Source organism: Catenibacterium mitsuokai (genome assembly GCF_025148785.1).
GTDB lineage: Bacteria > Bacillota_I > Bacilli_A > Erysipelotrichales > Coprobacillaceae > Catenibacterium > Catenibacterium mitsuoka.
This window is the reverse complement of sequence record NZ_CP102271.1, coordinates 1,805,962-1,831,642: the sequence shown is the minus strand read 5'-3', so window position 1 is coordinate 1,831,642 and position 25,681 is coordinate 1,805,962. Positions and strand designations below refer to the sequence as shown.

At 34.9% G+C, this 25,681-nt stretch carries 22 protein-coding genes, 1 tRNA gene and 1 other annotated feature; of the genes, 17 read left to right on the top strand and 6 right to left on the bottom strand.

What is annotated here, in order from left to right; translation table 11 throughout:
• The first annotated feature begins 10 nt into the window (after positions 1-10).
• The 13 genes from purM (at position 11) to NQ499_RS09535 (ending at position 17,381) form a co-directional block, all read left to right on the top strand.
• A complete protein-coding gene (purM, locus tag NQ499_RS09595) occupies positions 11-1,036 on the top strand; it encodes a phosphoribosylformylglycinamidine cyclo-ligase (RefSeq protein ID WP_006506991.1) in 1,026 nt (341 codons plus the stop codon).
• On the top strand, positions 1,030-1,620 hold the full coding sequence (gene purN, locus NQ499_RS09590) for a phosphoribosylglycinamide formyltransferase (RefSeq protein ID WP_006506990.1): 591 nt from the start codon (positions 1,030-1,032) through the stop codon (positions 1,618-1,620). Before purM ends, purN begins: the two co-directional genes overlap by 7 nt.
• Positions 1,617-3,140, top strand: coding sequence for a bifunctional phosphoribosylaminoimidazolecarboxamide formyltransferase/IMP cyclohydrolase (purH, locus tag NQ499_RS09585; protein WP_006506989.1), 1,524 nt, complete (start codon positions 1,617-1,619; stop codon positions 3,138-3,140). Before purN ends, purH begins: the two co-directional genes overlap by 4 nt.
• 11 nt (positions 3,141-3,151) lie before the next feature.
• Positions 3,152-4,402 carry a phosphoribosylamine--glycine ligase gene (gene purD, locus NQ499_RS09580; protein ID WP_006506988.1) on the top strand — a complete coding sequence of 417 codons (1,251 nt, stop codon included), beginning with the start codon at positions 3,152-3,154 and terminating at the stop codon, positions 4,400-4,402.
• Between the two features lie 9 nt (positions 4,403-4,411).
• Positions 4,412-8,167 (top strand): phosphoribosylformylglycinamidine synthase, encoded by a 3,756-nt coding sequence (locus NQ499_RS09575; RefSeq protein ID WP_006506987.1) that lies wholly within the window; start codon positions 4,412-4,414, stop codon positions 8,165-8,167.
• Positions 8,168-8,170: 3 nt separating this feature from the next.
• Positions 8,171-9,550: an adenylosuccinate lyase gene (gene purB / locus NQ499_RS09570; protein ID WP_006506986.1), complete on the top strand. Its 1,380-nt coding sequence runs from the start codon at positions 8,171-8,173 to the stop codon at positions 9,548-9,550.
• An 84-nt stretch (positions 9,551-9,634) separates the two neighbouring features.
• A complete protein-coding gene (locus tag NQ499_RS09565) occupies positions 9,635-10,177 on the top strand; it encodes a TetR/AcrR family transcriptional regulator C-terminal domain-containing protein (RefSeq protein WP_238319903.1) in 543 nt (180 codons plus the stop codon).
• Between the two features lie 334 nt (positions 10,178-10,511).
• A complete protein-coding gene (locus NQ499_RS09560) occupies positions 10,512-11,249 on the top strand; it encodes a sortase B protein-sorting domain-containing protein (protein WP_040390225.1) in 738 nt (245 codons plus the stop codon).
• A 199-nt stretch (positions 11,250-11,448) separates the two neighbouring features.
• The gene (gene fucO, locus NQ499_RS09555) at positions 11,449-12,597 is read left to right on the top strand and encodes a lactaldehyde reductase (protein WP_022424508.1); all 1,149 of its coding nucleotides are present in this window, start codon (positions 11,449-11,451) and stop codon (positions 12,595-12,597) included.
• 150 nt (positions 12,598-12,747) lie between these two features.
• The gene (locus NQ499_RS09550; RefSeq protein ID WP_006506982.1) at positions 12,748-14,031 is read left to right on the top strand and encodes an HlyC/CorC family transporter; all 1,284 of its coding nucleotides are present in this window, start codon (positions 12,748-12,750) and stop codon (positions 14,029-14,031) included.
• A gap of 29 nt (positions 14,032-14,060) precedes the next feature.
• The gene (locus NQ499_RS09545; RefSeq protein ID WP_006506981.1) at positions 14,061-15,128 is read left to right on the top strand and encodes a YihY/virulence factor BrkB family protein; all 1,068 of its coding nucleotides are present in this window, start codon (positions 14,061-14,063) and stop codon (positions 15,126-15,128) included.
• Positions 15,129-15,187: 59 nt separating this feature from the next.
• Complete coding sequence (rlmD, locus tag NQ499_RS09540) at positions 15,188-16,471, top strand: 23S rRNA (uracil(1939)-C(5))-methyltransferase RlmD (RefSeq protein ID WP_040390229.1); 1,284 nt, start codon at positions 15,188-15,190, stop codon at positions 16,469-16,471.
• A gap of 1 nt (position 16,472) precedes the next feature.
• Positions 16,473-17,381 (top strand): DNA recombination protein RmuC, encoded by a 909-nt coding sequence (locus tag NQ499_RS09535; protein ID WP_006506979.1) that lies wholly within the window; start codon positions 16,473-16,475, stop codon positions 17,379-17,381.
• A 52-nt stretch (positions 17,382-17,433) separates the two neighbouring features.
• Here the strand turns inward: NQ499_RS09535 and NQ499_RS09530 are convergent, their stop codons facing one another.
• The 3 genes from NQ499_RS09530 to aroF are packed head-to-tail and all read right to left on the bottom strand — an operon-like array spanning position 17,434 to position 19,905.
• Entirely contained in the window at positions 17,434-17,880 is a 447-nt protein-coding gene (locus NQ499_RS09530; protein ID WP_006506978.1) for a hypothetical protein, read from the bottom strand.
• Entirely contained in the window at positions 17,880-18,869 is a 990-nt protein-coding gene (gene argF, locus NQ499_RS09525) for an ornithine carbamoyltransferase (protein ID WP_006506977.1), read from the bottom strand. The genes NQ499_RS09530 and argF overlap by 1 nt, the downstream gene beginning before the upstream one ends.
• Positions 18,870-18,888: 19 nt before the next feature.
• Positions 18,889-19,905 carry a 3-deoxy-7-phosphoheptulonate synthase gene (aroF, locus tag NQ499_RS09520; protein ID WP_221710776.1) on the bottom strand — a complete coding sequence of 339 codons (1,017 nt, stop codon included), beginning with the start codon at positions 19,903-19,905 and terminating at the stop codon, positions 18,889-18,891.
• A 40-nt stretch (positions 19,906-19,945) separates the two neighbouring features.
• Positions 19,946-20,180 (bottom strand) — a binding site (T-box leader).
• A 321-nt stretch (positions 20,181-20,501) separates the two neighbouring features.
• Here aroF and NQ499_RS09515 point away from each other — a divergent pair.
• Positions 20,502-20,588 (top strand) — tRNA-Leu (locus NQ499_RS09515).
• 65 nt (positions 20,589-20,653) lie between these two features.
• Here NQ499_RS09515 and NQ499_RS09510 read toward each other — a convergent pair.
• Both NQ499_RS09510 and NQ499_RS09505 read right to left on the bottom strand, forming a co-directional pair.
• The gene (locus NQ499_RS09510; RefSeq protein WP_202898382.1) at positions 20,654-21,064 is read right to left on the bottom strand and encodes a C-GCAxxG-C-C family protein; all 411 of its coding nucleotides are present in this window, start codon (positions 21,062-21,064) and stop codon (positions 20,654-20,656) included.
• Positions 21,065-21,069: 5 nt separating this feature from the next.
• On the bottom strand, positions 21,070-21,612 hold the full coding sequence (locus NQ499_RS09505; RefSeq protein ID WP_040389812.1) for a DNA-3-methyladenine glycosylase I: 543 nt from the start codon (positions 21,610-21,612) through the stop codon (positions 21,070-21,072).
• Between the two features lie 90 nt (positions 21,613-21,702).
• Between NQ499_RS09505 and NQ499_RS09500 the strand changes: the two genes are divergently transcribed.
• From NQ499_RS09500 to NQ499_RS09490, 3 genes are all read left to right on the top strand, one after another.
• The gene (locus NQ499_RS09500; RefSeq protein WP_006505429.1) at positions 21,703-23,016 is read left to right on the top strand and encodes an RsmB/NOP family class I SAM-dependent RNA methyltransferase; all 1,314 of its coding nucleotides are present in this window, start codon (positions 21,703-21,705) and stop codon (positions 23,014-23,016) included.
• Positions 23,013-23,453, top strand: a complete 441-nt coding sequence (locus NQ499_RS09495; protein WP_006505430.1) for an HD domain-containing protein — start codon at positions 23,013-23,015, stop codon at positions 23,451-23,453. The genes NQ499_RS09500 and NQ499_RS09495 overlap by 4 nt, the downstream gene beginning before the upstream one ends.
• A gap of 70 nt (positions 23,454-23,523) precedes the next feature.
• A complete protein-coding gene (locus tag NQ499_RS09490; RefSeq protein ID WP_050772165.1) occupies positions 23,524-24,870 on the top strand; it encodes a C40 family peptidase in 1,347 nt (448 codons plus the stop codon).
• Between the two features lie 353 nt (positions 24,871-25,223).
• On the opposite strand, the gene NQ499_RS09485 is transcribed toward NQ499_RS09490, so the two are convergent.
• Positions 25,224-25,499, bottom strand: a complete 276-nt coding sequence (locus tag NQ499_RS09485; protein WP_040389813.1) for a hypothetical protein — start codon at positions 25,497-25,499, stop codon at positions 25,224-25,226.
• Positions 25,500-25,681: the final 182 nt, after the last annotated feature.

The following is a 25,681-nucleotide window of genomic DNA, read 5'->3' as shown; positions in this document are numbered from 1 at the left end:
ATGAAGAAACATGGATTATAAAAAAGCTGGAGTAGATATTGAAGCAGGTTATAAGTCAGTGGAATTAATGAAGAAGCATGTTAAGGCTACTATGAGACCAGAAGTACTTGGTGGTATTGGTGGTTTTGCGGGTGCTTTTGATTTAAGCAAGATCAAGGATATGGAAGAACCAGTTCTTTTATCAGGTACTGATGGATGTGGTACAAAGGTTAAGCTTGCTTTTGTAATGGATAAACATGATACAATCGGTATTGATGCAGTTGCAATGTGTGTTAATGATATTGCTTGTTCAGGTGGAGAACCTCTATTCTTCCTTGATTACATTGCATGTGGTAAGAACTATCCTGAAAAGATTGCGACTATCGTTAAGGGTGTTGCTGAAGGATGTATTCAGTCTGAATGTGCTCTTGTTGGTGGTGAAACTGCAGAACATCCAGGTTTAATGCCTGTTGATGACTATGATTTAGCTGGTTTTGCAGTAGGTGTTGTAGATAAGAAAGATATTATCGATGGTTCTACAATCAAGCCTGGTGATGCTTTAGTTGGTATTGCATCTACTGGTGTACATAGTAATGGATTCTCTTTAGTACGTAGCGTATTTGATATGACTAAAGAATCTTTAGATACTTATTATGACGAATTAGGTACTACTTTAGGTGAAGCTTTAATTGCTCCTACTAAGATTTATGTAAAAGCATTAAAGAGCGTAAAGAATGCTGGTATCAAGGTTAAGGGATGCAGCCATATTACTGGTGGAGGATTCTATGAAAACCTTCCTAGAATGTTACCTGATGGTGTAAAGGCTGTTGTTAAGAAGGACAGTTATAAAGTACCTCCTATCTTTGGTTTAATTGCTAAAGCAGGAAACGTTGAAGAAAAGATGATGTACAACACATTCAATATGGGATTAGGTATGGTTCTTGCTGTTGATCCAGCAGATGTTGAAAAGACTATCGAAGCAATCAATGCTGCTGGCTATGAAAGCTATGAAGTAGGTTATATTGCTGAAGGTGAAAAGGGAGCAGAATTATGCTAAACATAGCTGTATGCGTATCTGGTGGTGGAACTGATCTTCAGTCCATCATCGATGCGTGTGAAGCCGGAAAAATCAATGGACAGATCCGTCTGGTTATTTCTAACCGTAAGAAGGCTTACGGTTTAGAAAGAGCCCGTCTTCATGGTATTCAGGCAGAATGGATCAAGGATGAAGATGAGATCTTAAAGAGATTTGAAGAAGAGAAGATTGATGTTGTTGTATTAGCAGGCTATCTTGCTATTGTGGGAGATAAGTTACTTGCACAGTATAAGAATCGTATTATTAATATTCATCCCTCACTTATTCCATCTTTCTGTGGTCCTGGATTCTATGGAATGCATGTCCATGAAGCGGTGTTTAAAAGAGGTGTGAAGGTGTCAGGTGCAACTGTTCATTTCGTTACTGGAGAAGTGGATGGTGGACCAATCATCTTACAAAGAGCGGTTGATATTTCAGACTTAGAGACTCCTGAAGACATTCAGGCACGTGTCTTAGAAATCGAACATGAAATCTTACCAGAAGCTGTTGCTTTATATTGTGAAGGACGTGTTTCTGTAGAAAATGAAAGGGTGAAGATCAGTTGAAAAGAGCGTTAGTATCAGTTACAAATAAAGAAGGTATTGTTGAATTTGCGAAAGGTCTTGAAGAATTAGGCTTTGAAGTTGTTTCTACTGGTGGAACATATAAGAAACTATTAGAAGCAGGTGTAAAAGCCATTGAAATTGATGATGTGACAGGTTTCCCTGAAATCCTTGATGGAAGAGTTAAGACACTTCATCCAAAAGTACATGGTGGTATTCTATTTAGAAGAGATGTAGAAGAACATGTCAAGACTGTAGAAGAAATGGGTATTACACCTATTGATCTTGTTTGTTGTAATCTCTATGAGTTTGAAAAAGCGCTTAAGGCTGGCAAGCCAATGGCTGAAATGATTGAAAATATTGATATCGGTGGACCTTCAATGATCCGTTCTGCTGCTAAGAACTTCAAGGATGTATTGATTGTTACTGATCCAAAAGATTATGATGCTGTATTAGAAGCTATTAGAGAAGATAAGACTGATTTTGAATTCAGAATGAATCTTGCTTATAAGGCTTATAGCTTAACAGGCAGCTATGATGCAATGATTTCTCGTTATTTCGCTGATCAGGTGCATGATGAATTCCCTGATATCTTAAATATTTCATTAAAGAAGACAGATCATTTACGTTATGGTGAAAACTCTCAGCAGAGTGCAAATGCTTATGTTGATCCATATGTTCAGCATTCTTTATTAGATTATGAACAGTTACATGGTAAGGAAATTTCTTTCAATAACGTGAATGACTTATATGGTGCAGTTGCCTGCGTAAGAGAATTTGGTGATCAGTTAGTGACTGTTGCAATTAAGCATTCAACACCTTGTGGAGTTGCTATTGGTAAGACTGGTTATGAATCTTATAAGCGTGCTTATGAAGGTGATCCAACTTCTATCTTTGGTGGAATCATCGCTGTAAACTATAAGATTGATAAGGAAACTGCTTTAGAAATGAAGAAGACTTTCTTAGAAATCATTGCAGCACCTGATTTTGATGATGATGCTTTAGAAGTATTAGAAAAGAAGAAGAACTTACGTTTATTAAAGCTTAAGAATCTTGATGCACGTGATGCTAAGTATGATATTAAGTATCTTGAAGGTAAAGCACTTGTTCAGGAATTAAATACTAAGCTTATTGATGAAATGAAAGTAGTAACTAAGAAACAGCCAACAGAAGCTGAATTATCTGATATGGAATTTGGTTTAAAGGTTGTTAAATATGTTAAGTCTAATGCGATTGTATTAGTGAAAGATGGATGTACTCTTGCAGTAGGTGGAGGACAGACTTCACGTATCTGGGCATTAGAAAATGCAATTCATAATAATCCTGATAAGGATTTTCATGGTGCTGTATTAGCAAGTGATGCATTCTTCCCATTTAGTGATTGTGCACAGGTGGCTGATAAAGCAGGCATTAAGGCTATTGTACAGCCTGGTGGATCTGTTCGTGATCAGGAATCTATTGACTATTGTGATGAACATGATATGACAATGGTCTTCAATGGTTATAGACATTTTAGACACTAAGGAGGCGTTATATGAAGGTTCTTGTTATTGGTAGTGGTGGAAGAGAACATGCAATTGCCTGGAAATTAAAACAGAGTAAACATGTTACTGAATTATATGCTATTCCTGGTAATCCTGGTATGGATGCTGTATGTATTCCAGGTAGTGTAGAAGATATGCCTTTTATCTTAAAGACTGTTGAAGAAAAGGGTATTGATTTAACAGTGATTGGTCCTGAAGTACCATTATGTATGGGACTTGCTGATTATCTTGAAGAAAGAGGACATAAAGTATTTGGCCCTAGAAAAGAATCAGCTATTCTTGAAGGTTCTAAAGCCTTCTCTAAGGATTTTATGAAGAAGCACAATATTCCTACTGCAAAGTATGAAGAAGTGACTGATTATGAATCAGCTGTTAAAGCATTAGATGCATTTGATCTTCCTGTTGTTGTTAAGGCTGATGGTCTTGCAGCAGGTAAGGGAGTTGTAATCTGTGAAACAAAAGAACAGGCAAAAGAAGAATTAAAGGTTATGCTTGATGGCAGTGCTTTTGGTGAAGCAGGTAAGAAGGTAGTTTTAGAAGAATTCTTAACTGGTTTTGAATGTTCTCTATTGTGCTTTGTAGACCATGATACAATCATACCTATGGTATCTGCAAAGGATCATAAACAGATTTATGATAATAATGAAGGTCCTAATACTGGAGGTATGGGTACAGTATCACCTAATCCATTCTTACCTGAAGGTATGGAAGGAACTTTCAAGGAAAAGATTCTTGATCCATTCATGAAAGCTTTACATGAAGATCATATGGATTATCGTGGGGTAGTCTTTATTGGATTAATGATCAAGGATCAGGATGTTAAGGTATTAGAATTCAATGTTCGTTTTGGTGATCCTGAAACTCAGGTTATCTTAATGAGACTTGACAGTGATTTATATGAAGTAATGTATGGATGTGCGACAAATACATTGAAAGATGTTGATGTTAAGTGGAAAGATGAACAGGCAACATGTGTTGTTCTTGCAAGTGGAGGCTATCCTGGATCTTATAAAAAGGGTAAAGTCATTACTGGTTTAGATCATCTTCCAGATGATATCGTTGTCTTCCATGCAGGTACTAAACGTAATGAAAACAATGAAATCGTCACAAATGGTGGACGTGTATTAAATGTTTGTGCATTAGGACATGATCTTGAAGAAACAAGAAAGAAAGTCTATGATGCAATTGAAAACATTCATTTTGATGGCATGTATATGCGTAAAGATATTGGCTTACATTAGGAGGATAACATGGCTAAAGTTTATCGCGTTTATGTAGAAAAAAGAAAAGAAAATGCGGTTGAAGCAGATTCTATCAAACATGATTTGATGACAAGACTTGGTTTAACTGACATTTCTAACTTAACAGTTGTCAACCGTTATGATCTTCAGGGTATTACTGAAGAAGTATTAGAAGAAGGTATTCCTACTATTCTTTCTGAGCCAATGGTAGATGAAGTATATCGTGAAGAATATGCAATTCCAGAAGGAGCTGTAAGTTTTGCGATTGAATATCTTCCAGGACAGTATGATGCTAGAGCTGATGCCTGTGAACAGTGCTTCCAGTTATTAACTGGTGAAAAAGGCGTTAAGGTTAAATGTGCAAAGCTTATTGTGATCGAAGGTGTTTCTAGTGATGAATTACCAGCAATTAAACATTATTTAATTAACCCTGTTGATTCTAGAGAAGCGTCTTTAGAAAAGCCAGCAGATTTAAATGATGCTGTTGTTGAAATCAAGAAGGTTCCAGTGATTGAAGGATTTATTGGTTTCACTGATGAAGAAGTTGAAGCATTACTTGAAAAGATGAGTCTTGCTATGAACTTTGATGACTTAAAGGTGACTCAGAACTACTTTAGAGATGTAGAAAAGAGAGATCCTACTGAAACTGAAATCAGAGTATTAGATACTTACTGGTCTGACCATTGTCGTCATACAACATTTGCGACTGTTATTACAGATATTGATATCGCAAATGGTGCATTTAAAGAAATCTTAGAAAAAGATGTAGAAAAATATAAAGCAAGCCGTCATGTTGTTTATGGTGTAGATACAAAGAGAACACTTACTTTAATGGATCTTGCAACTATTTCTATGAAAGAACTTAGAAAGCGTGGATATTTGGATGATATGGAAGTATCTGAAGAAATCAATGCATGTTCAGTTCGTTTAAAGGTTCATACAACTGATGGTGATGAAGATTGGTTATTAATGTTTAAGAATGAAACACATAACCATCCAACAGAAATTGAACCATTTGGTGGTGCTGCTACATGTTTAGGTGGTGCTATCCGAGACCCATTATCAGGTCGTGCTTATGTTTATCAGTCTATGCGTATTACTGGTGCTGGTGATCCTCGTCAGAAATTAGAGGATACACTTCCTGGTAAATTACCACAGAGAAAGATCTGTGAAGAAGCCGCTCATGGTTTCTCTTCTTATGGTAACCAGATTGGTTTAACAACTGGTTTTGTCCATGAAGTATATGATCAGGGTTATGTTGCTAAGAGAATGGAATTAGGTGCTGTTGTGGCAGCAGCTCCAGAAGAACAGGTTAAGAGATTAATTCCTGAAAATGGACAGATTGTCTTATTAATTGGTGGACGCACTGGTCGTGATGGTATTGGTGGTGCGACTGGTTCTTCTAAGAAGCATGAATTAAAGACAACTGAAACTGCTGGTGCTGAAGTACAGAAAGGTAACCCAGTTGAAGAAAGAAAGATTCAGAGATTATTTAGAAATAAAGAATTCTCTAAGAAGATTGTAAGATGTAATGACTTTGGTGCTGGAGGTGTCAGCGTTGCCGTTGGTGAATTAGCACCTGGTCTAGATATCAACTTAGATGCAGTATTAAAGAAATATGAAGGTTTAAATGGTACTGAACTTGCAATTAGTGAATCACAGGAACGTATGGCTATTGTCATCAATGAATGTGATAAAGACTTCTGTATCCAGGCAGCTCATGATGAAAACCTTGAAGTTGTACAGGTTGCTACAGTAACAGATAAGAACCGTTTAACTATGAAATATATGGGAGATACTATTGTAGATATCTCTAGAGACTTCTTAGATGAAGCAGGAGCTAAACGTTATCAGGATATCCATGTAGAATTACCTGATTTTGATCAGGCACCATTCAACCCAGAAGCAAAAGAAAACTTCACTGAAACAACTAAAGAAGTATTATCTCGTTTATCTACAGCTTCTCAGAAAGGCTTAGTAGAACGTTTTGACTCTTCTATCGGTAATGGTACTGTTCTTTCACCATTTGGTGGTAAGACATATCGTACAGAAACTGAAGGTATGGCTGCATTAATTCCAGTATTAGGAAAAGAAACAACTACATGTTCATTAATGAGTTATGGCTATAGCCCACTTATTTCTGAATGGTCACCATATCATGGTGCTATCAATGCAGTTGTAGAATCTGTAGCAAAGATCATCGCAATGGGTGGTACTTGGCATACAATTCGTTTCTCATTCCAGGAATTCTTTGAAAAGTTATTAAATGATCCTAAGAGATGGGGTAAACCATTCAGCGCATTATTAGGTGCTTATCGTGCTCAGGAAGAATTATTATTACCTTCTATTGGTGGTAAGGATTCTATGTCAGGTTCATTTGAAGACTTAGATGTTCCTCCAACTTTAGTATCATTTGCGATTACTGGTGGAGATGTACATAAAGTCATCACTCCTGAATTAAAAGAAGCAGGACATGTATTAGTAGAATTCATGCTTCCTAAGGATGAATTCCATGTATTTGATTTTGAAGCATTAAGAAAACAGTTCGATGCAGTAGAAGCATTGATCCAGTCTGGTAAGGCTTATTCAGCTTATACAGTTAAAGACGGTGGTTTAGTTGAAGCTGTTTACAAGATGGCATTTGGTAATGAAATTGGTGTAGCATTTGACGATGCATTAACACTTAATGATTTAGTTGAAAAGAACTTTGGACATATTGTTGTAGAAGTAGACAATGCAGAAGTTGTTGAAGGATATGAAAATGTTCGTATTATTGCTTCTACAAATGAAGAAAAGGCTGTATCATATAAGGGTGAGAAAGTTACACTTGATGATGCATATGAAATGAATAGTGCACCATTAGAATCTGTCTATCCTACTACAGCAAAAGCACCTACTACAAAAGTACGTACTGGTGGCTGCAATGAAAGAGGCAAAATGTTTGCTTCTAAGAAGTATGATGAAGTAAATGTTGTTATTCCTGTATTCCCAGGAACTAACTGTGAATTTGATTCTAAACGTGCATTTGAAAAAGCAGGTGCAAAGGTTCAGCTTGTTCTTATTAGAAATAAGACAGAAGAAGATATTAAGAAGTCTGTTGATGAATTAGAAAAAGCAATCCATAATGCACAGATCATGATGTTACCAGGTGGTTTCTCAGCTGGTGATGAACCTGAAGGTTCAGGTAAGTTCATTGCAACTGTATTACGTAACCCAAGATTAAAGGCTGCAATCGATGATTTATTAGACAATCGTGAAGGCTTAATGATTGGTATCTGTAATGGATTCCAGGCATTAGTAAAACTTGGTTTACTTCCTCATGGACATATTAAGGATATGAGTAAAGATGATCCTACTCTAACATTCAATACAATTGGACGTCATTTATCTCAGATGGTAACTACAAGAGTATCTAGTGTGAAGTCTCCATGGCTTGCTAATGTAGAGTTAGGTGATGAACATATTATCCCTATTTCTCATGGTGAAGGACGTTTCGTTGCACCTCAGGAAGTACTTGATCAGTTAATTGATAATGGTCAGGTAGCATTCCAGTATGTTGATCCAAATGGAAATGTGACTATGGAATCTCCATATAACCCTAATGGTTCTATGTATGGTATTGAAGGTATCATTTCTGAAGATGGTAGAGTATTAGGTAAGATGGGTCATTCTGAACGTCAGGGTGAAAACAGAGACCTTAACATCTACGGTGAAATGGATCAGAAGTTATTTGAAGCCGGCGTGAAGTATTTTAAAGGAGAATAACGAATGGATAAATTAGAATTTGAAAGTATGACACTCTGTCCTCTAGATGGACGTTATGGCAAGATTAAAGATCAGTTAGCTGATTATTTCAGTGAATATGCACTTGTTAAGTATAGAGTGTTTGTAGAAATCCAGTGGTTGAAGTTCCAGTTGGATCACCTTCATACAGAAACTTTAGACAAGGTTGATCCTAACAAGGTAGAGGATATTCTTGCGATTTCTAAGGATTTCAACTTTGATTCTTTCAAGAGAATTAAAGAAATCGAATCTGTTACAAGACATGATGTTAAGGCAGTAGAATATTTCATTGATGAAAAGCTTAAAGCTTTAGGTTATGAACATTTAGAAAGCTATGTACATATCGGATGTACTTCTGAAGATATCAACAATACATCATATGCATGTATGATTAAACATGGTTTAAAGGATGTTTGGTTACCTGCAGCTAAAGAATTTGCTTCAATGATCAATAAATTAGCAGTAGATCATAAGGATGATGCAATGCTTGCACATACTCATGGACAGCCTGCTACACCTACAACTATTGGTAAAGAATTCAAAGTCTATGCTTATCGTTTCTTTTCTAGTATTGAAAACGTTGAAAATGTCAAGATTAAAGCAAAATTCAATGGGGCAACTGGTAACTACAGTGCAATCTTAACAGCCTTCCCTAATGAAGATTGGCCTACATTAAATAAGGAATTCGTAGAAGACTATTTAGGACTTACATTCAATCCATTAACTACTCAGATTGAATCTCATGACTATACTTGTCATATCTTAGATGGTATCCGTCATTTCAATAATATATTGGCTGACTTAGATGTAGATATGTGGTTATATATCTCAATGGAATACTTTAAACAGATTCCTGTTAAGGGTGAAGTTGGTTCTTCAACTATGCCTCATAAGGTTAACCCAATCCGTTTTGAAAACTCTGAAGCAAACATTGATTTATCAAATAATCTATGTGTTGCATTATCTAACAAGCTTCCTAAGTCAAGAATGCAGAGAGACTTATCAGACTCTTCAAGTCAGCGTAACTTAGGATTATGCTTCGGATATTCATTACAGGCTATTTCTGAAACAACTGGCGGCTTAGCTAAGTGTGTTGTAAATAAAGAAAAGCTTGCAAAAGACTTAAATGAAAAATGGGAAGTTCTTGCAGAACCTATTCAGACAATGTTAAGAAAATATGGTGTACCAGATGCTTATGATACACTTAAGGCCTTAACTCGTGGTAAGAATATTTCTCAGGAAGATATTCAGGCATTCGCAAAGAGCCTAGAACAGTTAAGTGATGAAGACCGTCAGACTTTATTAGATATGACACCTTCTTCATACATCGGTTTAGCTTCAGAACTTTGTGATATCGAACTTTAATCATTAAGAGACAACCTCTATGGGGGTTGTCTTCTTTATTTTTGTAGATAGGTTTGTTATAATGTTGCAAAGGTGGTGAGAATCTTGAGAGATACACGATATGTATTTGCAGAATGCATCAAACAATTGATGAATCATCAGTCTCTTGATAAGATCACAGTGACTGATATTGTGGAAATAAGCGGTAAGACTAGACAGACATTTTATCGTTATTTTCGCGATAAATATGATCTTGTGAACTGGTATTTTGAAGTATTAGCGGATAAGTCTTTCTTACAGATTGGCAATAGTGAAACTTTAAGAGAAGGGCTTACTAAGAAATTTGAATTTATTTATCATGATAGAGTATTCTTTAAAGAAGCATTTAAATCTAAAGATTATAATAATGTAGAAAACTATGATTATAACTGTATTCTCACTTTCTATCAGAATATTATTAAGAGAAAGCTAGGTAATAATATCCCATCAGATATTGAATTCTTATTGGAAATGTATTGTCATGGGTCTATTACTATGACTGTAGATTGGGCAACAGGGGGATATAAGCTGAAGCCTGAAGAATTAGCTGATATGCTGATAGAAGCATTACCACCTAAGTTAGATGAACTATTAAGAGATCTGAAATAAGGTCTCTTTTTTGCATAATACAACATTCGTTCTAAATACTGTTCTTTTATGCTGCTTTTCAAGTTTTGTTAAAATAAAATAGTATAATAACAAAAGTCTTGAAAAGGATTACATAAGTAATCTATAAGAAGGGTAGACAATTATGTATAAACATTTTTACGCTTATGATGGACAGAAGAAATACATATGAAGGGACACTCTGATCTTTTTGACAAACTTATAGTGTATCGACATGAATTATTTATTCTTAATAGATATTCTATGCCTTTTTTGCATTATTAGAAAAGTTGAAAAGACTTCTTTTTGGGACAAATCAAATAAGGAGAAAACGATTATGAACAAGAAATTGATGACTATGTTAGTCGCTTGTGCTTTATCAGTATCAGCATTATCTACTACAGCAGTATTTGCAGAAGATGCAGTAGTCACTGGAGAAACTCCAGCTGTAACTGAAACTACACCTGCACCTGAAACCACACCTGCACCTGAAACTACACCTGCAGCTTATGAACCAGAAATCACTTTACTTACACCTAAATGGACAGGGGATAGTGATATTGTCTTTGAAGTAGATGCTAAAGGTGGAGCAGTTTATCCTCAGGAAATGTATGTTTATGGTGCAGACGACGCAGCAATGCCTATTATCAGTGTTTCATCTAAGGTAGAAGTAAATGAAGAAGGTAAAGGTAAGGTCACATTTACTAACGATGCATTAAAAAATGCAAAAACTTGGGATGATACTTTTACAAACCAGATTTCAGTAGATTGGACAAAGTATTCTAAAATTGAATTTGCTTTTGCATTCGAATTAAACGGTCAGGATAAATATAAGTCTATGTATGTAGAAACTTCAGTAAAGGCTCCAGCACCAACTGTAACTCCTACTACACCAGCTCAGCCTACTACACCTACAAAACCTGCAGGAAACAAAGGTACAACAACTACAACTACTACTAAGAAAGAAGCACCAAAAACTGGTGATACTATGAATATTGCATTATATGCTTCATTATTATTAGTCAGTGCTTTAGCAGCAGTTGTATTAGCTACAAAAAAGAAAGTTACTGAATAATCTGTCAATTAAAGTAAGCGTAAGTAAAATTGAATATTTAGGGAATGAAATGACAATTGAGAAATCGATTGTCTTTTTTTTAACAAGTTTTTGTAAAATTATTCACAAAGTGACAAATCTACTTATCTGTCACTTGAATGATAACACTTACAGTGTTAACATGAGTTCAGAAAAGTTAATTAAAAGGAGATTGATAATCATGTATAAGTTCATGTTAAATGAAACAAGTTATCATGGAGCAGGTGCTATTAAAGCTGTTCCTGAAGAAATTAAAGCAAGAGGATTTAAGAAAGTATTTGTTGCTTCTGACCCTGATTTAGTAAAGTTTGGAGTTACTAAGAAAGTAACTGATTTATTAGATGAAGCTGGTATTGAATATGTTCTTTACAGCAATATTAAACCAAACCCAACTATCGAAAACGTACAGACTGGTGTTGCTGCATTTAAAGAAGCAGGCGCTGACTGTATCGTAGCTATCGGTGGTGGATCTTCAATGGATACATCTAAAGCAATCGGTATCATCATTACAAACCCTGAATTTGCTGATGTACGTTCATTAGAAGGTGTTGCACCAACTAAGAATCCTTGTGCTCCAATCATCGCTGTTCCTACTACTGCAGGTACTGCTGCTGAAGTTACAATCAACTATGTAATTACTGATGTTGAAAAGAAACGTAAATTCGTATGTGTAGATAATCATGACATTCCAGTAGTTGCTGTTGTTGACCCAGAAATGATGTCTTCAATGCCAAAAGGATTAACTGCTGCTACAGGTATGGATGCTTTAACTCATGCTATTGAAGGTTATATTACTAAAGGTGCTTGGGAACTTTCAGATATGTTCCATATTAAAGCTATCGAAATCATCGCTCGTTCATTAAGAGGTGCTGTTGAAAACACTGCTGAAGGACGTGAAGGTATGGCTTTAGGTCAGTATGTTGCTGGTATGGGATTCTCTAACGTAGGTTTAGGTGTTGACCATTCTATGGCTCATACATTAAGTGCTTACTATGATATGCCTCATGGTAAAGCTTGTGCAATCTTACTTCCAACAACTATGGAATACAATGCTGAATATACTGGTGAAAAGTATAAAGATATCGCTAAGGCAATGGGTGTTGAAGGTGTAGATGGTATGACTCAGGAAGAATACCGTAAAGCTGCTGTAGATGCTGTTAAGAAGTTAGGTGAAGATGTTGGTATCGAAATGACTCTTAAGGGTGTTGTTAAGGAAGAAGATATTCCTCAGTTAGCTAAGGATGCATATGCTGATGCTTGCCGTCCTGGTAACCCAAGAGATACTTCAGTTGAAGATATTGAAGCATTATATAGATCATTACTTAAATAATAATCATTCATTGGGAGGAACATTTGTTCCTCCTTTTTGTTTTTTATTGATGTTTCTTATAAAAAATGTATAATAGACTTGTGCTTTTGTATATAGCACTCAATATAGTTATTAAAGGAGTATGATAGTGTCGTGGACTCGAGTCAGATAATGATGGTTGTTATTTTTATTATATTGATAGGATTGTCAGGCTTATTTTCTAGTGCAGAAACTGCATTTATGTCTGTTTCTAAGATTAGAGTAAAGACTGTAAGTGAGGATGAAGAGGATCCTCATCACGCCAAGGCTTTAATTGTTTCTAATCTTTTAGAAGATACAGATCATTTGTTAAGTACAATTCTAGTAGGCAATAACCTTGTCAACATTTTAGCTTCTTCATTGACTACATCATTTGTAATTAGTGTATTTGGTAATGAAGGAACAGGTGTTGCGGTTGCAACAGGGTTTGTTACGTTAATGATTCTTATTTTTGGTGAAATTACACCAAAGACTTTAGCTGTAAGTAAAGCAGAAGCATTATGTTATAGATTCTGTCGCTTTATTCAATTAATAAATTTCATATTTACACCAGTTGTCGTTATCTTAACAGCTGTGTCTCATGGCTTGATTCATATATTAGGTGGTAATATTGATCCACAACCTACACTTTCTGAAGAAGACTTAAAAACAATTGTAAACGTGTCTCATGAAGAAGGTGTATTAGAAGATGAAGAAAAAGAAATGATGCATAATATCTTTGATTTTGGTGATACTGATATTAAAGAAATCATGACACCACGTATTCACGTGGCTACAGTTGATTATGATGCGACTTATGATGAAGTGGTTGCTGTATTACAGGAATCACAATATTCTCGTTTACCTGTTCTTTCAGAAGAGGGTGATGAGATTGTTGGTGTATTACATATTAAGGATATCTTAATGAAGCCTGTTGATCATGAACATTTCCAGGTAAAGGATTATATGCGAGATGCTTATTTCGTTTATGAATTTAATCATATTTCAGATGTTTTTGCTTCTATGCGTAAGGAACATGTTTCTTTATCAGTTGTATTAGATGAATATGGTGTTATGGCTGGTATTGTGACATTAGAAGATATTGTCGAAGAAATCGTTGGTGAAATCGATGATGAATATGATGACAATAGTGAAGAAGTAAAGAAGATTTCTAAAAACGTCTATTTAGTAGATGGCAGTTTGAACATAGATGAAGTCAATGATCGCTGTGGTACAGAATTTGCTTCAGAAGAATTTGAATCTATTGGTGGTCTTGTCTTAGGTCAGGTGAATGGTTCACCAAATCCTCATCAGAAGGTTTATGTTGATGACTGTATGTTTATTATTGAAAAGATTGATAAAAACAGAATTGAATTATTGAGACTTATTATCCCAGAAGAGGAAAGTCAAAAAGAAAATGAAGAAAAACACGATTAAAGTGTTTTTTCTTTTGGAGGGGAGCAGTCATGAAAGATATATATAATAAGGCAATGGCTATATATGATGACTATCGTTATTATGTACCTAGTTTCTCTAGCGCCGCTTTATCATTTTATTTAATCATCCTGCTGATCCCTGCTACAACTATTATTGCAGTTGTGACATCTTCTTTACATATTAGCGTAGAGTTTCTAGAGATGTGTATTAAAGAATTTATTAAGCCCGCTTATGCAGAGATGATTCTTGATACATTAAAGGGCAACTCTTTAAATACAGTCTCTATATTAGTGTTTATTTGGTCTTTTTATGCTGTATCTAGAGGCATAGGGAATATCTATGATATTTCTAAGAAGATGTTTGCAGTAGAAGAGAGAAGTGAATCAGTGATTGCCTGGTATATTTATGTCTTTAAGGTGACAATGCTACTACTTGGTACATTACTGATTTCAATTGTATTACTTGCGACAGGACCTATATCAAGAGTATTTCATTTTTTATATGGCATTGCATTTATGCGCTTTGTCCTATTATTTCTTATTATGGTCCTATTTTTTATGGCTATCTATATGATAGTGCCTAGAGAACGTATCACATATCATGAAGCCCTTCAGGGAGCTTTTGTAACTTCTGGTGGGATAGTGATTTTATATATTGCATTAAACTATTATTTTAAATATGCAGATCTTACATCTTTATATGGACCACTTACCTCAATCTGTGTTATCTTATTTGTATTTGATTGGGCAAGTGAGATTTTCTATGTGGGAATGTATTTGACTCATATTGCATACTTAAGGAGGAACAACGCAAAATGGCAAGAGAAGATTTTGGAAAGAGTAAACCAAGAAGAAAAAATTTTGACAAAGACAGAAAAACTAGAAAGGATAGCCGCAAAAGCTTCAACAAGGGGTCTGATAAAGGCTATAAGAAAGAAAATAGAGGGCCAAGAAAAGATTTTGACAGAAAGCCAAGAAGAGACTCAGAATCAAAGCCAAGAAGAGATTTTGACAGAAAACCAAGAAGAGATTTTGATAAGAAGCCAAGAAGAGATTTCGACAGAAAACCAAGAGAAGACTTCGAAAAGAAACCAGTAAGAGAATTTGACAAAAAACCAAGAAGATTCACTTCAAAGCCAAGAAAAGATAGAGAAGAAATAAATATCAAGAAACTTGGTATTAATGGTGAAGGTATTGGTTATATTAAGAAGAAGGTTATCTTCGTACAGAATGCTTTACCATTAGAAATGGTTGAAGTAGAAATCGATAAGAAGACACAGACTTATATGTTAGGTCATGTGACTGCATATAAGAAGCCTTCATCAGCAAGAAAGGATCCTGAATGTGATCAGTACAATCAGTGTATGGGATGTGCTTTAAAGCATATGAATTATGCTGATCAGTTAGTTCATAAACGTGAATTATTAAAAGAAACACTTCATAAATATACAGATTTATCTGTAAAAGACTTGGATATCAAGCCTGTTGTAGGAATGAAAGAGCCAGAACATTATCGTCATATCGTTGCTTTCCCAATTACTTACTTTAGTGGAAAGTTATGTGTGGGCGTTTACCAGCGTGAAACAAAGTTCCTTACTTTAATGGATCATTGTCCTCTTCAGACACAGAAGATCAATTCCTTACTTGTGAAGATTGAAGATATTCTTAATGCAAATAAATGTCGTGATTATAATGATAAGTTCAAGAAAGGCTTAAGATTCTTAATCATTCGACAGATTGGTGAAGAAATGCAGGTGGCATTCGTTACTGGACAGGATGGTATCAGCCAGACTGTGACTAAGGAGATTGCTGCATTAGATGAAGTCACTGCATTATATTATACAGTGAATACATCTCGTTATCAGGATTTCTATGAACAGGGATTCAAGAGAATCTATGGTCAGACACATGCACAGTATAAGGATTTCAAGATTTCAGTACGTTCTGATATGATTCTTAATCCAGAAATGGATGATGAAAAGACAAGACAGATTGCTTCTTTATTAGATAAGAAGGAAGATGTTTTATCTATGGGTTGTGGTTCAGGAATCATGGAATTACAGTTAGAAAATAAAGTTGTCGCAATTGATGACAATAAGGTAAGTATCCATGATGCCACTGAAAATGCAAAGAGATTAGAGTTAGACAATAAGCTATTTATTGCTGGACATGTCAATGATCAGGCAGCACATCATTTAAAGAATCATAGTTATGATGCATTAATCATTAATGAAACTGTTGATGGAATGACTGATGACTTATTAAAGTCTATCACTTTATCAGGTATTAAGCATGTCATTATTGTTTCTGATAACATGAGTACTCTCGCAAAGACATTACATCAGTTAGAAGAAATGTTTGATGTGAATACTATAATTTCTTTAGATAAAGAACCTCATACACCTCGTTTAGAAATTATTGTAGATTTAAAGCGTAAGTAATATGGAAATAGTATTAAGTATTATTTGTATTGTATTATTGGTGATTGTTATCTATCTTCTCTATACATCACAGATGAAAATTCATGAAAAGATGATTCAGACAGAGGCTGCTCATTCATCACTTGATGGACAATATAATTCTATTATTTCTTTATTAAATGAAACAAATAGATCACTTGGTCAGTCCGATGTAAAAATTAATCATATGGTTGATGGCATGCATGAAATCAATGTGATTATGACCAATACAAAAAAGAGGGGGACTTTTGGTGAGTATCAGCTCTACCATATCCTATCTCTTTATTGTGGTGATAATCAGCATATCTATGAGGAACAGTATCATTTAAGCAATGGTAAGATAGGTGATGCAGCTTTACATTTACCTGGTAATACAAAAGTATTAATTATTGATTCTAAGTTTCCTATGGAAAACTATTTAAAGATAGTAGATAATCCAAAGGATATTTCTTATCAGAATGAATTCAAGAAGAATGTTAAGAAACATATAGATGATATCTCTAATAAATATATTACCGAGGAAACATTGGAAGAAGCGGTGATGTTTATTCCAAGTGAAGCCATCTATCTCTATTTATGTGATGAATGTGCTGATCTGTATGATTATGCACATAATAAGAAGGTATTAATGACTTCTCCTTCTACACTTATGGGAGTTGTCTTTACACTTATTAACATCACTAAGGACTTTAACCGTTCAGAGAATATTAAAGAAATAGAAAAACAAATTATCAAGCTTAAGAGTGATACTGATCGTTTAGATGACCGTTATGGTAAAGTTATGAAGAACTTAAATACTCTTGAAAAGAGTCTGAAGGAACTAGAGATATCTAAAGATAAGATCAGCAAAACAATCAATCAAGCTTATGATGGTGCTATAGAAGAGGAGTGATCCTCTTCTTTTTTATGCGTAAAAAAAACTGGAGGAAAATTCCTCCAGTAGACTAATTAAGTGAATTACTTTTATTCATGCTTTCAAGATATGTCATAATATCTTTCGCGTTATCACTATAATCACAACTCAAAACAGCCAATGACATCAATAAGAACAGATCACTATAATTACTTAATTCTAAGTCTATACCAATCGCATTCTCATCTCTTACTCCCACTAACTCCTGTGATTCATTCGCAAAGCCACGATCTACTGCCTGTGAAATAAGTAGTTCATAGCTTCCTTCATAATAACTAGAAACAAAATCATTAAAATCCTTACCTACAATCTCAATTACATTCTCGATTGTTTCATCAGATTCTTCTGCAAGTGTATTGATGAATTGTTCTAACATCACAATCACATACTCAATCACACTATCTGCATTTGCTGTTTTTTCGTTATATATGACATACATGCCTTTGTCATTATAGTAAGATGTAAATAAATGTTTCATTACTCTTCTTTACCTAAAGTTGCAACCATAACAGCTTTAATTGTATGAAGTCTATTTTCTGCTTCATCAAATACAACAGAGTTCTTGCTTCTGAATACTTCATCATCCACTTCACGAACATCTAATCCCTGTTCATGTTTTACTCTTGCTGTTTCTGTTTCGAAATCATGGTAAGATGGAAGGCAATGCATAAATAATGTATTGTCATTATGTGTCTTACTCATTAATTCTTTGGTTACTTTAAATGGACTTAATAATTCCACTCTTGGCTTATACAATGATTCATCTTCACCCATTGAAACCCAGATATCAGTATAGATGACATCTGCACCATCTACTGCATCTGTATCATCAGTAATAGTCAAACTTCCACCAGACTTTTTACATTCTTCCTGACAATAAGCTACAACTTCTGGATCCATTTCTAATGATTTAGGACCTAAACATACAAAATGCATTCCCACCTTACATGCACCATACATTAATCCATAACATACATTATTTCTAATATCACCAGTAAAGACAAACTTGATCTCATTTAAAGGTTTGTTTAGATGTTCCTGAATAGTAAGAAAATCAGCGAGTGTCTGAGTAGGGTGGTCAACATCGGTTAAACCATTCCATACAGGTACACCAGAGAACTTAGCCAATGCTTCAACATTTTCCTGCTTAAATCCTCTAAATTCAATCCCATCAAACATTCTACCTAGTACTTTTGCTGTATCTTCAATTGACTCCTTCTTTCCCATCTGTGACTGAGTCAAGAAAGTAGCATGTCCTCCTTCATCAAGAACACCTACTTCAAAAGCACATCTTGTACGTGTAGATGTTTTTTCGAATAATAAGGCAATATTCTTACCTTCAAGTGAATGGCCAATCTTTCCTGCTTTCTTCTTAGCCTTTAGCTTTTTAGCCAAGTCTAGAAGATAATAGATTTCTTCCTTAGTATAATCCTTAAGTGTTAAAAAACTTCTCCCGTGTAAATCCATAACTATACTTCCTTTCTACTTATATTTCTTTACCTACTACTTTACCAATTTCTCGTAATTCTTCAATAAGTTTTGTATATTTTTTAGGCTTTAATGACTGAGCCCCATCACATAATGCATGTTCAGGATCATTATGTACTTCAATAAGTAATCCATCACATCCTGCTGCAACACTTGCCTTAGCCATTGGTTCTACTAACCACCATTTACCACCAGCATGTGATGGGTCAATGATTACAGGAAGATGAGTCATTTTTCTAAGTACTGGAATAGCCTGTAAGTCTAGAGTGTTTCTTGTATATGTTTCGAATGTTCTTACACCTCTTTCACATAGGATGACATTCTCATTACCACTTGCCATGATATATTCTGCACTCATGATCCATTCCTGATATGTTGCACTTAATCCTCTCTTTAATAGGATAGGCTTCTTGACTCTTGCACCCACTTCCTTAAGTAAAGTGAAGTTCTGCATATTTCTTGCACCAATCTGAACGAGGTCTACCTTTTCATTGAATTCATCAATATCATCAGCACTCATAAGTTCTGATACGATTGGTAAGCCTGTTTCTTTCTTGGCAGCTACTAAGTAATCTAAACCAGTAGAACCTAATCCTTGGAATGCATATGGAGATGTTCTAGGCTTGAATGCACCACCTCTAAGCATATTAGCACCAGCTGCTTTTACTTCCTTGGCAATCGCAATAACCTGTTCTTCTGATTCTACAGAACAAGGACCAGCAATAAGAGCCATATGGCCTCCACCTACTTTTACACCATCTACATCCACAATAGTATCTTCTGGATGGAATGCACGGTTAGCTAATTTATAAGGCTGCTCAACTCTCATTACTTTTTCTACAGAAGGTGAAACTTCAATATCTCTTGGATCTACTTTAGTCGTATCACCAATTACACCGATAATAGTTGTTTCATGACCAGTAGAAACATGTGGTTCTAAACCATAGCCTTCAATCTTGTCAGTTACTTTCTTAATATCATTTTCATCACATTTTGGTTTTAATACAATAATCATAATCTTTTCTCCTTTGGATATATAAAAAGTCCCTCTCGATTATAAGGACGAGAGGGACTTCGCGTTACCACCTTATTTTATCCATATATCACTATATAGACCTCTGTGAGTACTATCATACTCTGACGATATAACGGTCGTACCCGTGGATACCTACTTTATTTCAATATCCCAACTCCTTGATGTATTTCATCCACATGGATCATTCCCTCTCAGCACTAGGAACTCTCTGTAAATCCAAAAACTGAATGTTCTTTTCAATTCACTGTCTTTTTTGTATATGAATCTAATATAAGAGCCTTAAAACTAAATGTCAATCATTTTTATAAAGTAAGCGAATACATTTAGAAAAAAATAAAATAATTTCTTTTAATGCTACCAATATAAGAGCCTTAAAACTAAATGTCAATCATTTTTATAAAGTAAGCGAATACATTTAGAAAAAAATAAAATAATTTCTTTTAATGCTACCAATATATACAAAATGAGATGTAGCTAAATATATCGTAGAGACATGAGTTAACATTTTGCTGAAATAAAACTATTTTTTTCTTGAAAACATCCTTTATGCATACTATAATAATAACGTTGTCAATGCCCTTGTGATGAAATTGGTAGACATAGCAGACTCAAAATCTGCCGGCTTCAAACCCGTACCGGTTCGAGTCCGGTCAAGGGCACCAACTATTAATGATTAAGCTGGGATATATTCTCAGCTTTTTTTGTGTCTAAAAAAAGGAATAGATGACTATTCCTCACTAAATAATACTTCTTCTACAATAGCAGCGGCATCTCTAATACAGTCAGGACAAGTTCTTAATAACTTACCTGTTTCTACACCTTTTAATACTTTACATGTAGTTGTAGAATTCTTTTCTTTAAATTTCTGCATGATTTCTCTAGATAACTTATAAGTACTTGCTTTACTATTTGGCTTATCTAGATTGCCTGTACTATTCTTACATCCTGCAAGAAGACATGCACCAGTAACAGCACCACAAGTCCCTTCCATGCAGCCTACACCTAGACCTAAGCCTTCAGCCACCTTAAACATTGTTTCTTCATCCATACCTACAAGATCACAATAAGTACATGCAATAGCCTGTGCACAGTTATAACCTTTATCATGTCTCTTAATAGTTTCATCAATACGTGTCATATCCTTTACCTCCATTCACAATTCAATAGATGATCATTATAAATGCCAATAGCCTGTAAATAGCTATAGACAATCACAGGACCAACAAACTTGAAGCCACGCTTTTTCATATCTTGAGATATCTTAGTAGACAATGCATCACTTGCAGGTATCTCTTTTTCATCTACATAACGATGATCAATTACCTTAAAATCTACAAAAGACCAGATATAATGATCAAAACTGCCAAACTCTTCCTGTACGCTTAAAAAAGCTTTCGCATTGATTATAATACTATTGATTTTCAAACGATTATGAATTATACCTTCAGCTTCATAGAGAGATTCTATTTTTTCTTTAGAATAAAAGGCAATCTTATGATAATCAAAATCATCAAATGCCTGATTATAAGCTTTTTCTTTCTTTAAAATAGTATCCCAGGATAATCCTGCCTGCATGCCTTCAAGAACAAGCATCTTAAATAACATTTTTTCATCGTGTGTTTCTTTACACCATCGATTATCATGATATTTGATTGCTTCTTTACTTTTAGCCCATGAACATCTCATTGAATAATCCCTCCTTTTCATATTGTAGCATATCAAAAGTAGTCAATACATCTATTTTTTTGTATAATAGTTCAGAAAGGACGTGAGTTTATGGAACAATTTGATGCCCGTATGAAGTCTTTATTAAAAGATGAATATGATGACTTTAAGAAGGCTTTATTAGAAAAGCCAGTTAAAGGTCTCTATTTAAATAGAAATAAGAAGAATGTAGAAAGGGTATTAGAAGAACAGTATATTGAACATCATCCTATTGTAGAGAATGGTTATCTCTATGATGAAAACTATCATCCAGGGAGAAGTGCTTATTTTCTTGCAGGACTCTATTATATCCAGGAACCAAGTGCGATGCTTGTAGCAGATGCATTACCTATTGAACCTGATGATTTTGTGTTAGATATGTGTGCGGCTCCAGGAGGTAAAAGCTGTGAGATTGCATCTCGATTAACAGGAGAAGGTGTATTAATTGCGAATGATATTGAAGCCTCTCGTGCACGCATTTTAAGTGAGAATATTGAACGTTTTGGATTAGACAATACAATTGTCACAAATGTTGATCCAATGCGCTTTACAAAGCAATTTCAGGAAGCGTTTGATAAGATCGTCCTAGATGCACCATGTAGTGGAGAAGGAATGTTTAGAAAGCTTGAACAGGCTGTAGATACTTGGAGTGAAGACAAGGTATTAGAATGTGCGCATATTCAAAAGAACTTGTTAAAAGGTGCCTATGATATGTTGAAACAGGGTGGTATGGTCATCTATTCTACATGTACTTATTCCTATGAAGAAAATGAAGCAATGGTTCATTATGCAGTCGATGAACTTGGCTTTGAATTACTTCCTCTTAGTAAATCTCATGGGTTATGTCCAGGCGTTGATCTAGATGAAGTAGTAAGATGTTATCCGCATCATTATCGTGGAGAAGGGCATTTTATAGCCTTACTAAGAAAGCCTGGAAACAGTCCAAGAAAAGTAGTTAGACCAATGAAACCTCAAGTGAGCCAAGCTGATTTAAAAGTATTAAAAGCCTTCTATCAGGAGACTCTCAATAAGAAGGTACCTGCTTATATCATAGAAAATAATGGTCATCTCTATGCAATCAAAAAGAACTTTCCAGAACTAAAGGGAATCAGAGTGTTACGTAACGGACTCTATTTAGGTGAAGTAAGAAAGAATAGATTTATTCCAAGTTATTCTCTTGCCTTAACTTTGACTAAAGAGGATGTAAAAAGAAGTTATGATTATTCATGTGATAGTGAAGAAATCAAGAAGTATATCCATGGTGAAACATTAGAAGGAACGGGAAATAAAGGATTTGGCGTCATCTTTGTCGATGGTTATCCACTTTCTTTCTACAAAGAAAGCAATCAGGTTAAAAATTTATTTCCTAAGGGACTCAGACGATGAATCGCTATTTTAGTATACGCGATGAGGTATTGCATCTTTTAGATGAAAAGAGTCATGGCTATTATAAAAGAGAGGCAATAGCGCATATGTTCCAAGTAGAAACACTGTGTGTACTTCTTGCGAAAGAAAGAGGACTTGATGAAGAATTATGTGCGATTATTGGTCTTCTTCATGATGTGGCAGTGCCTATTTATTCTTCTAGTTTCCAGCATGCGACGCGTTCAAGTGAATTGGCGAAAGAACTTCTTGGTCCAATATTTAGTGATGAAGAAAAAAATATCATTTTCACTGCGATTACTAATCATTCACGTAAAGAATGCATAGATGATGCTTATAGTGAACTGATTAAAGATGCAGATTGTTGGAGTCATTATCTTGAAAAGACAGTTTTAAAACACGAAGAATCAGAAAGACTGAAACTTCTTAAGATTGTGTGAATTTCTATATGAGATTGGGTTTTAATATAACTTGTGTTATAATTACTTGTACGTGAAGGAAGGTGATTTTGTGAAAAGAAGACATAAAATTGTGTCATTGCTTATTGCCGCTGCGATGGTAACACCGCTTGCTTTATCCAATGTGAATACAGTTGAAGCAGCTAATAAGTTTGCTGGTCAGGAATCAAAGTATTATAGACTTTGTTCATCAAAGACCCTTACTCGTTCAAATCAGAATACTTGTAAAGAGTTTAATAAGTACTTAAAGACAAAAAGTGCAAGTTTAAAAAATGAAATCAACAGTAAACAGAATAATGTTGATAGTGCGAAGTTATCTATCTCAGATGCAGCAAATAAGATTAATACTTTAAATAGTCAGATCAATGAAGCCAATCAGAAGATTGCTTATATGAATACTGCAATCACAAATGCAGAAAACAATCTGAACCAGAAAAAGGCTTTATTAAAAGATAGAATCTATTCAATGCAGAGTCAGATGAATTCTAATGCATATGTAGATTATTTATTTAATGCCAGCTCATTCTCTGATTTCTTCTCAAGAGCTGCTACTCTTAAAGATTTAACGGCTTATGAAACAGATTTGATGAATGAAATCAAAGAAGAACAGAAGCAGCTAGAAGTACAGAAGCAGACACTTGTTGATACTCAGACTGCATTAAATGCACAAAAGAGTGAAGCTGAAACATTACAGAAATCATTAGTAGCTAAACTTGAAGCCGAACAGAAAGCTTTACAGGATAAGCAGAGTGATTTATCTGATAATGAAAATAGTATTGGGACAATTGCACAGAACTTAGTTGAATTAAGTAAAGCATCAGATGAATCTAAAGTAAATGGTGTCACTCATGCAACACCTAATACAAATAGTGGTTCTTCTAGCAATAGTGGATCATCAAATAACAGTGGTTCATCAAATCATGGTGGTTCTTCTAATCATGGAGGAGGCAGTCAGAATACAACACCTGCACCAGCTCCAAGTGCTAATCAGTCTGCAAGAGGGCTTGCAATTGCGAATAAGGCATTAACACGTCAGGGCTATATGTATGTGTGGGGTGGATGCCACTCTATGAGTCAGATTTCTAATCCTAACTGGACTAAGTTTGACTGTTCTGGTCTTGTAAACTGGGCTCATTATCAGGCTGGTGTAAATATTGGATCAAATACAACAAAGTCATTATGTGGTGTAGGATCATATGTAGATCGTGGTTCTATGCAGGCTGGTGATATTATCTTATTTAGTTCAAATGGTTCATATTCTGGTGTTCATCATGTAGGTATCTATATTGGTGGTAACCGTATGGTGCATGCGCCTTCATCTGGTAAACCAGTACAGGTTGCATCACTAGCAAATAGCTATTGGCAGAGAAGTTTCTACCAGGCAAGAAGATGTTATTAATTACTGGCGAAAAAAACATAGGCTTGCCTATGGGATGAAAACCACATAATTTTTACTTAAGTTTTCTACCCGAATTGAGACTAATAGAATCAAAATAGCATAAAATAAACATCAGGGAGATTGACTATACTTCCATATCGCAAGATAGAAATTTACCGTTAATGTAGTCGTTGGACTGCTTGGTAATAGAAGTTCTTACTTAAATAGATTTACACTTGTATTCCGAAGTCTGAAAATGATGTACGATTATAAGCTAAACTTGACAATAAGAACCCCATGGGCAAGCCCGTGAGAGTAGTCAGTAAAAGGAATGCACAGGCATTCCTTTTTTTGTGTATAATAAAAAACGGTTATTAACCGTTCTTCTTTTTTAAGATTACTTTTGTAACGATGATGATTAATACTAATACGATTGCAGATGAAATATAGAAAGTATTCATTAGTGGTGGTTTGCTGAACCACTTAGTAGAATCTGCAATCATACGTGCAGCTAAGGCAATTGAGTAACCAGTAGAAGCAGCGCCTACTAAAGCAAGTAATGCTTTGAATAGTTTTCCAATAACTTCAGTAAATAGAATTGCGATTGCAAGAGTACATAACGCAATGAATATATAAATGACTAATTGCATCGGGGAAACCTCCTTTTCACACTTAGTAAAAGATATCATAAAATCTATATTTTTGCAATTGTGTTCTCATAATTAAACAGTAATATGTAAATTATGTGAAATCATAAGATAATATTCTTGTATTATGGACAAATTATGTGCCATTTGGTACTATTACTTGTGATATAGAAAGAGGTAAGAAG

Coding starts and splice junctions, on each gene's coding strand:
- fucO (WP_022424508.1), top strand. CDS start 11,449: ATGTATAAGTTCATGTTAAATGAAACAAGTTATCATGGAGCAGGTGCT.
- NQ499_RS09510 (WP_202898382.1), bottom strand. CDS start 21,064: ATGACACGTATTGATGAAACTATTAAGAGACATGATAAAGGTTATAAC.
- argF (WP_006506977.1), bottom strand. CDS start 18,869: ATGGATTTACACGGGAGAAGTTTTTTAACACTTAAGGATTATACTAAG.
- NQ499_RS09495 (WP_006505430.1), top strand. CDS start 23,013: ATGAATCGCTATTTTAGTATACGCGATGAGGTATTGCATCTTTTAGAT.
- NQ499_RS09550 (WP_006506982.1), top strand. CDS start 12,748: ATGATGGTTGTTATTTTTATTATATTGATAGGATTGTCAGGCTTATTT.
- NQ499_RS09500 (WP_006505429.1), top strand. CDS start 21,703: ATGGAACAATTTGATGCCCGTATGAAGTCTTTATTAAAAGATGAATAT.
- purN (WP_006506990.1), top strand. CDS start 1,030: ATGCTAAACATAGCTGTATGCGTATCTGGTGGTGGAACTGATCTTCAG.
- NQ499_RS09485 (WP_040389813.1), bottom strand. CDS start 25,499: ATGCAATTAGTCATTTATATATTCATTGCGTTATGTACTCTTGCAATC.
- NQ499_RS09575 (WP_006506987.1), top strand. CDS start 4,412: ATGGCTAAAGTTTATCGCGTTTATGTAGAAAAAAGAAAAGAAAATGCG.
- NQ499_RS09505 (WP_040389812.1), bottom strand. CDS start 21,612: ATGAGATGTTCATGGGCTAAAAGTAAAGAAGCAATCAAATATCATGAT.
- purB (WP_006506986.1), top strand. CDS start 8,171: ATGGATAAATTAGAATTTGAAAGTATGACACTCTGTCCTCTAGATGGA.
- NQ499_RS09545 (WP_006506981.1), top strand. CDS start 14,061: ATGAAAGATATATATAATAAGGCAATGGCTATATATGATGACTATCGT.
- purD (WP_006506988.1), top strand. CDS start 3,152: ATGAAGGTTCTTGTTATTGGTAGTGGTGGAAGAGAACATGCAATTGCC.
- NQ499_RS09535 (WP_006506979.1), top strand. CDS start 16,473: ATGGAAATAGTATTAAGTATTATTTGTATTGTATTATTGGTGATTGTT.
- aroF (WP_221710776.1), bottom strand. CDS start 19,905: ATGATTATTGTATTAAAACCAAAATGTGATGAAAATGATATTAAGAAA.
- NQ499_RS09560 (WP_040390225.1), top strand. CDS start 10,512: ATGAACAAGAAATTGATGACTATGTTAGTCGCTTGTGCTTTATCAGTA.
- purM (WP_006506991.1), top strand. CDS start 11: ATGGATTATAAAAAAGCTGGAGTAGATATTGAAGCAGGTTATAAGTCA.
- NQ499_RS09530 (WP_006506978.1), bottom strand. CDS start 17,880: ATGAAACATTTATTTACATCTTACTATAATGACAAAGGCATGTATGTC.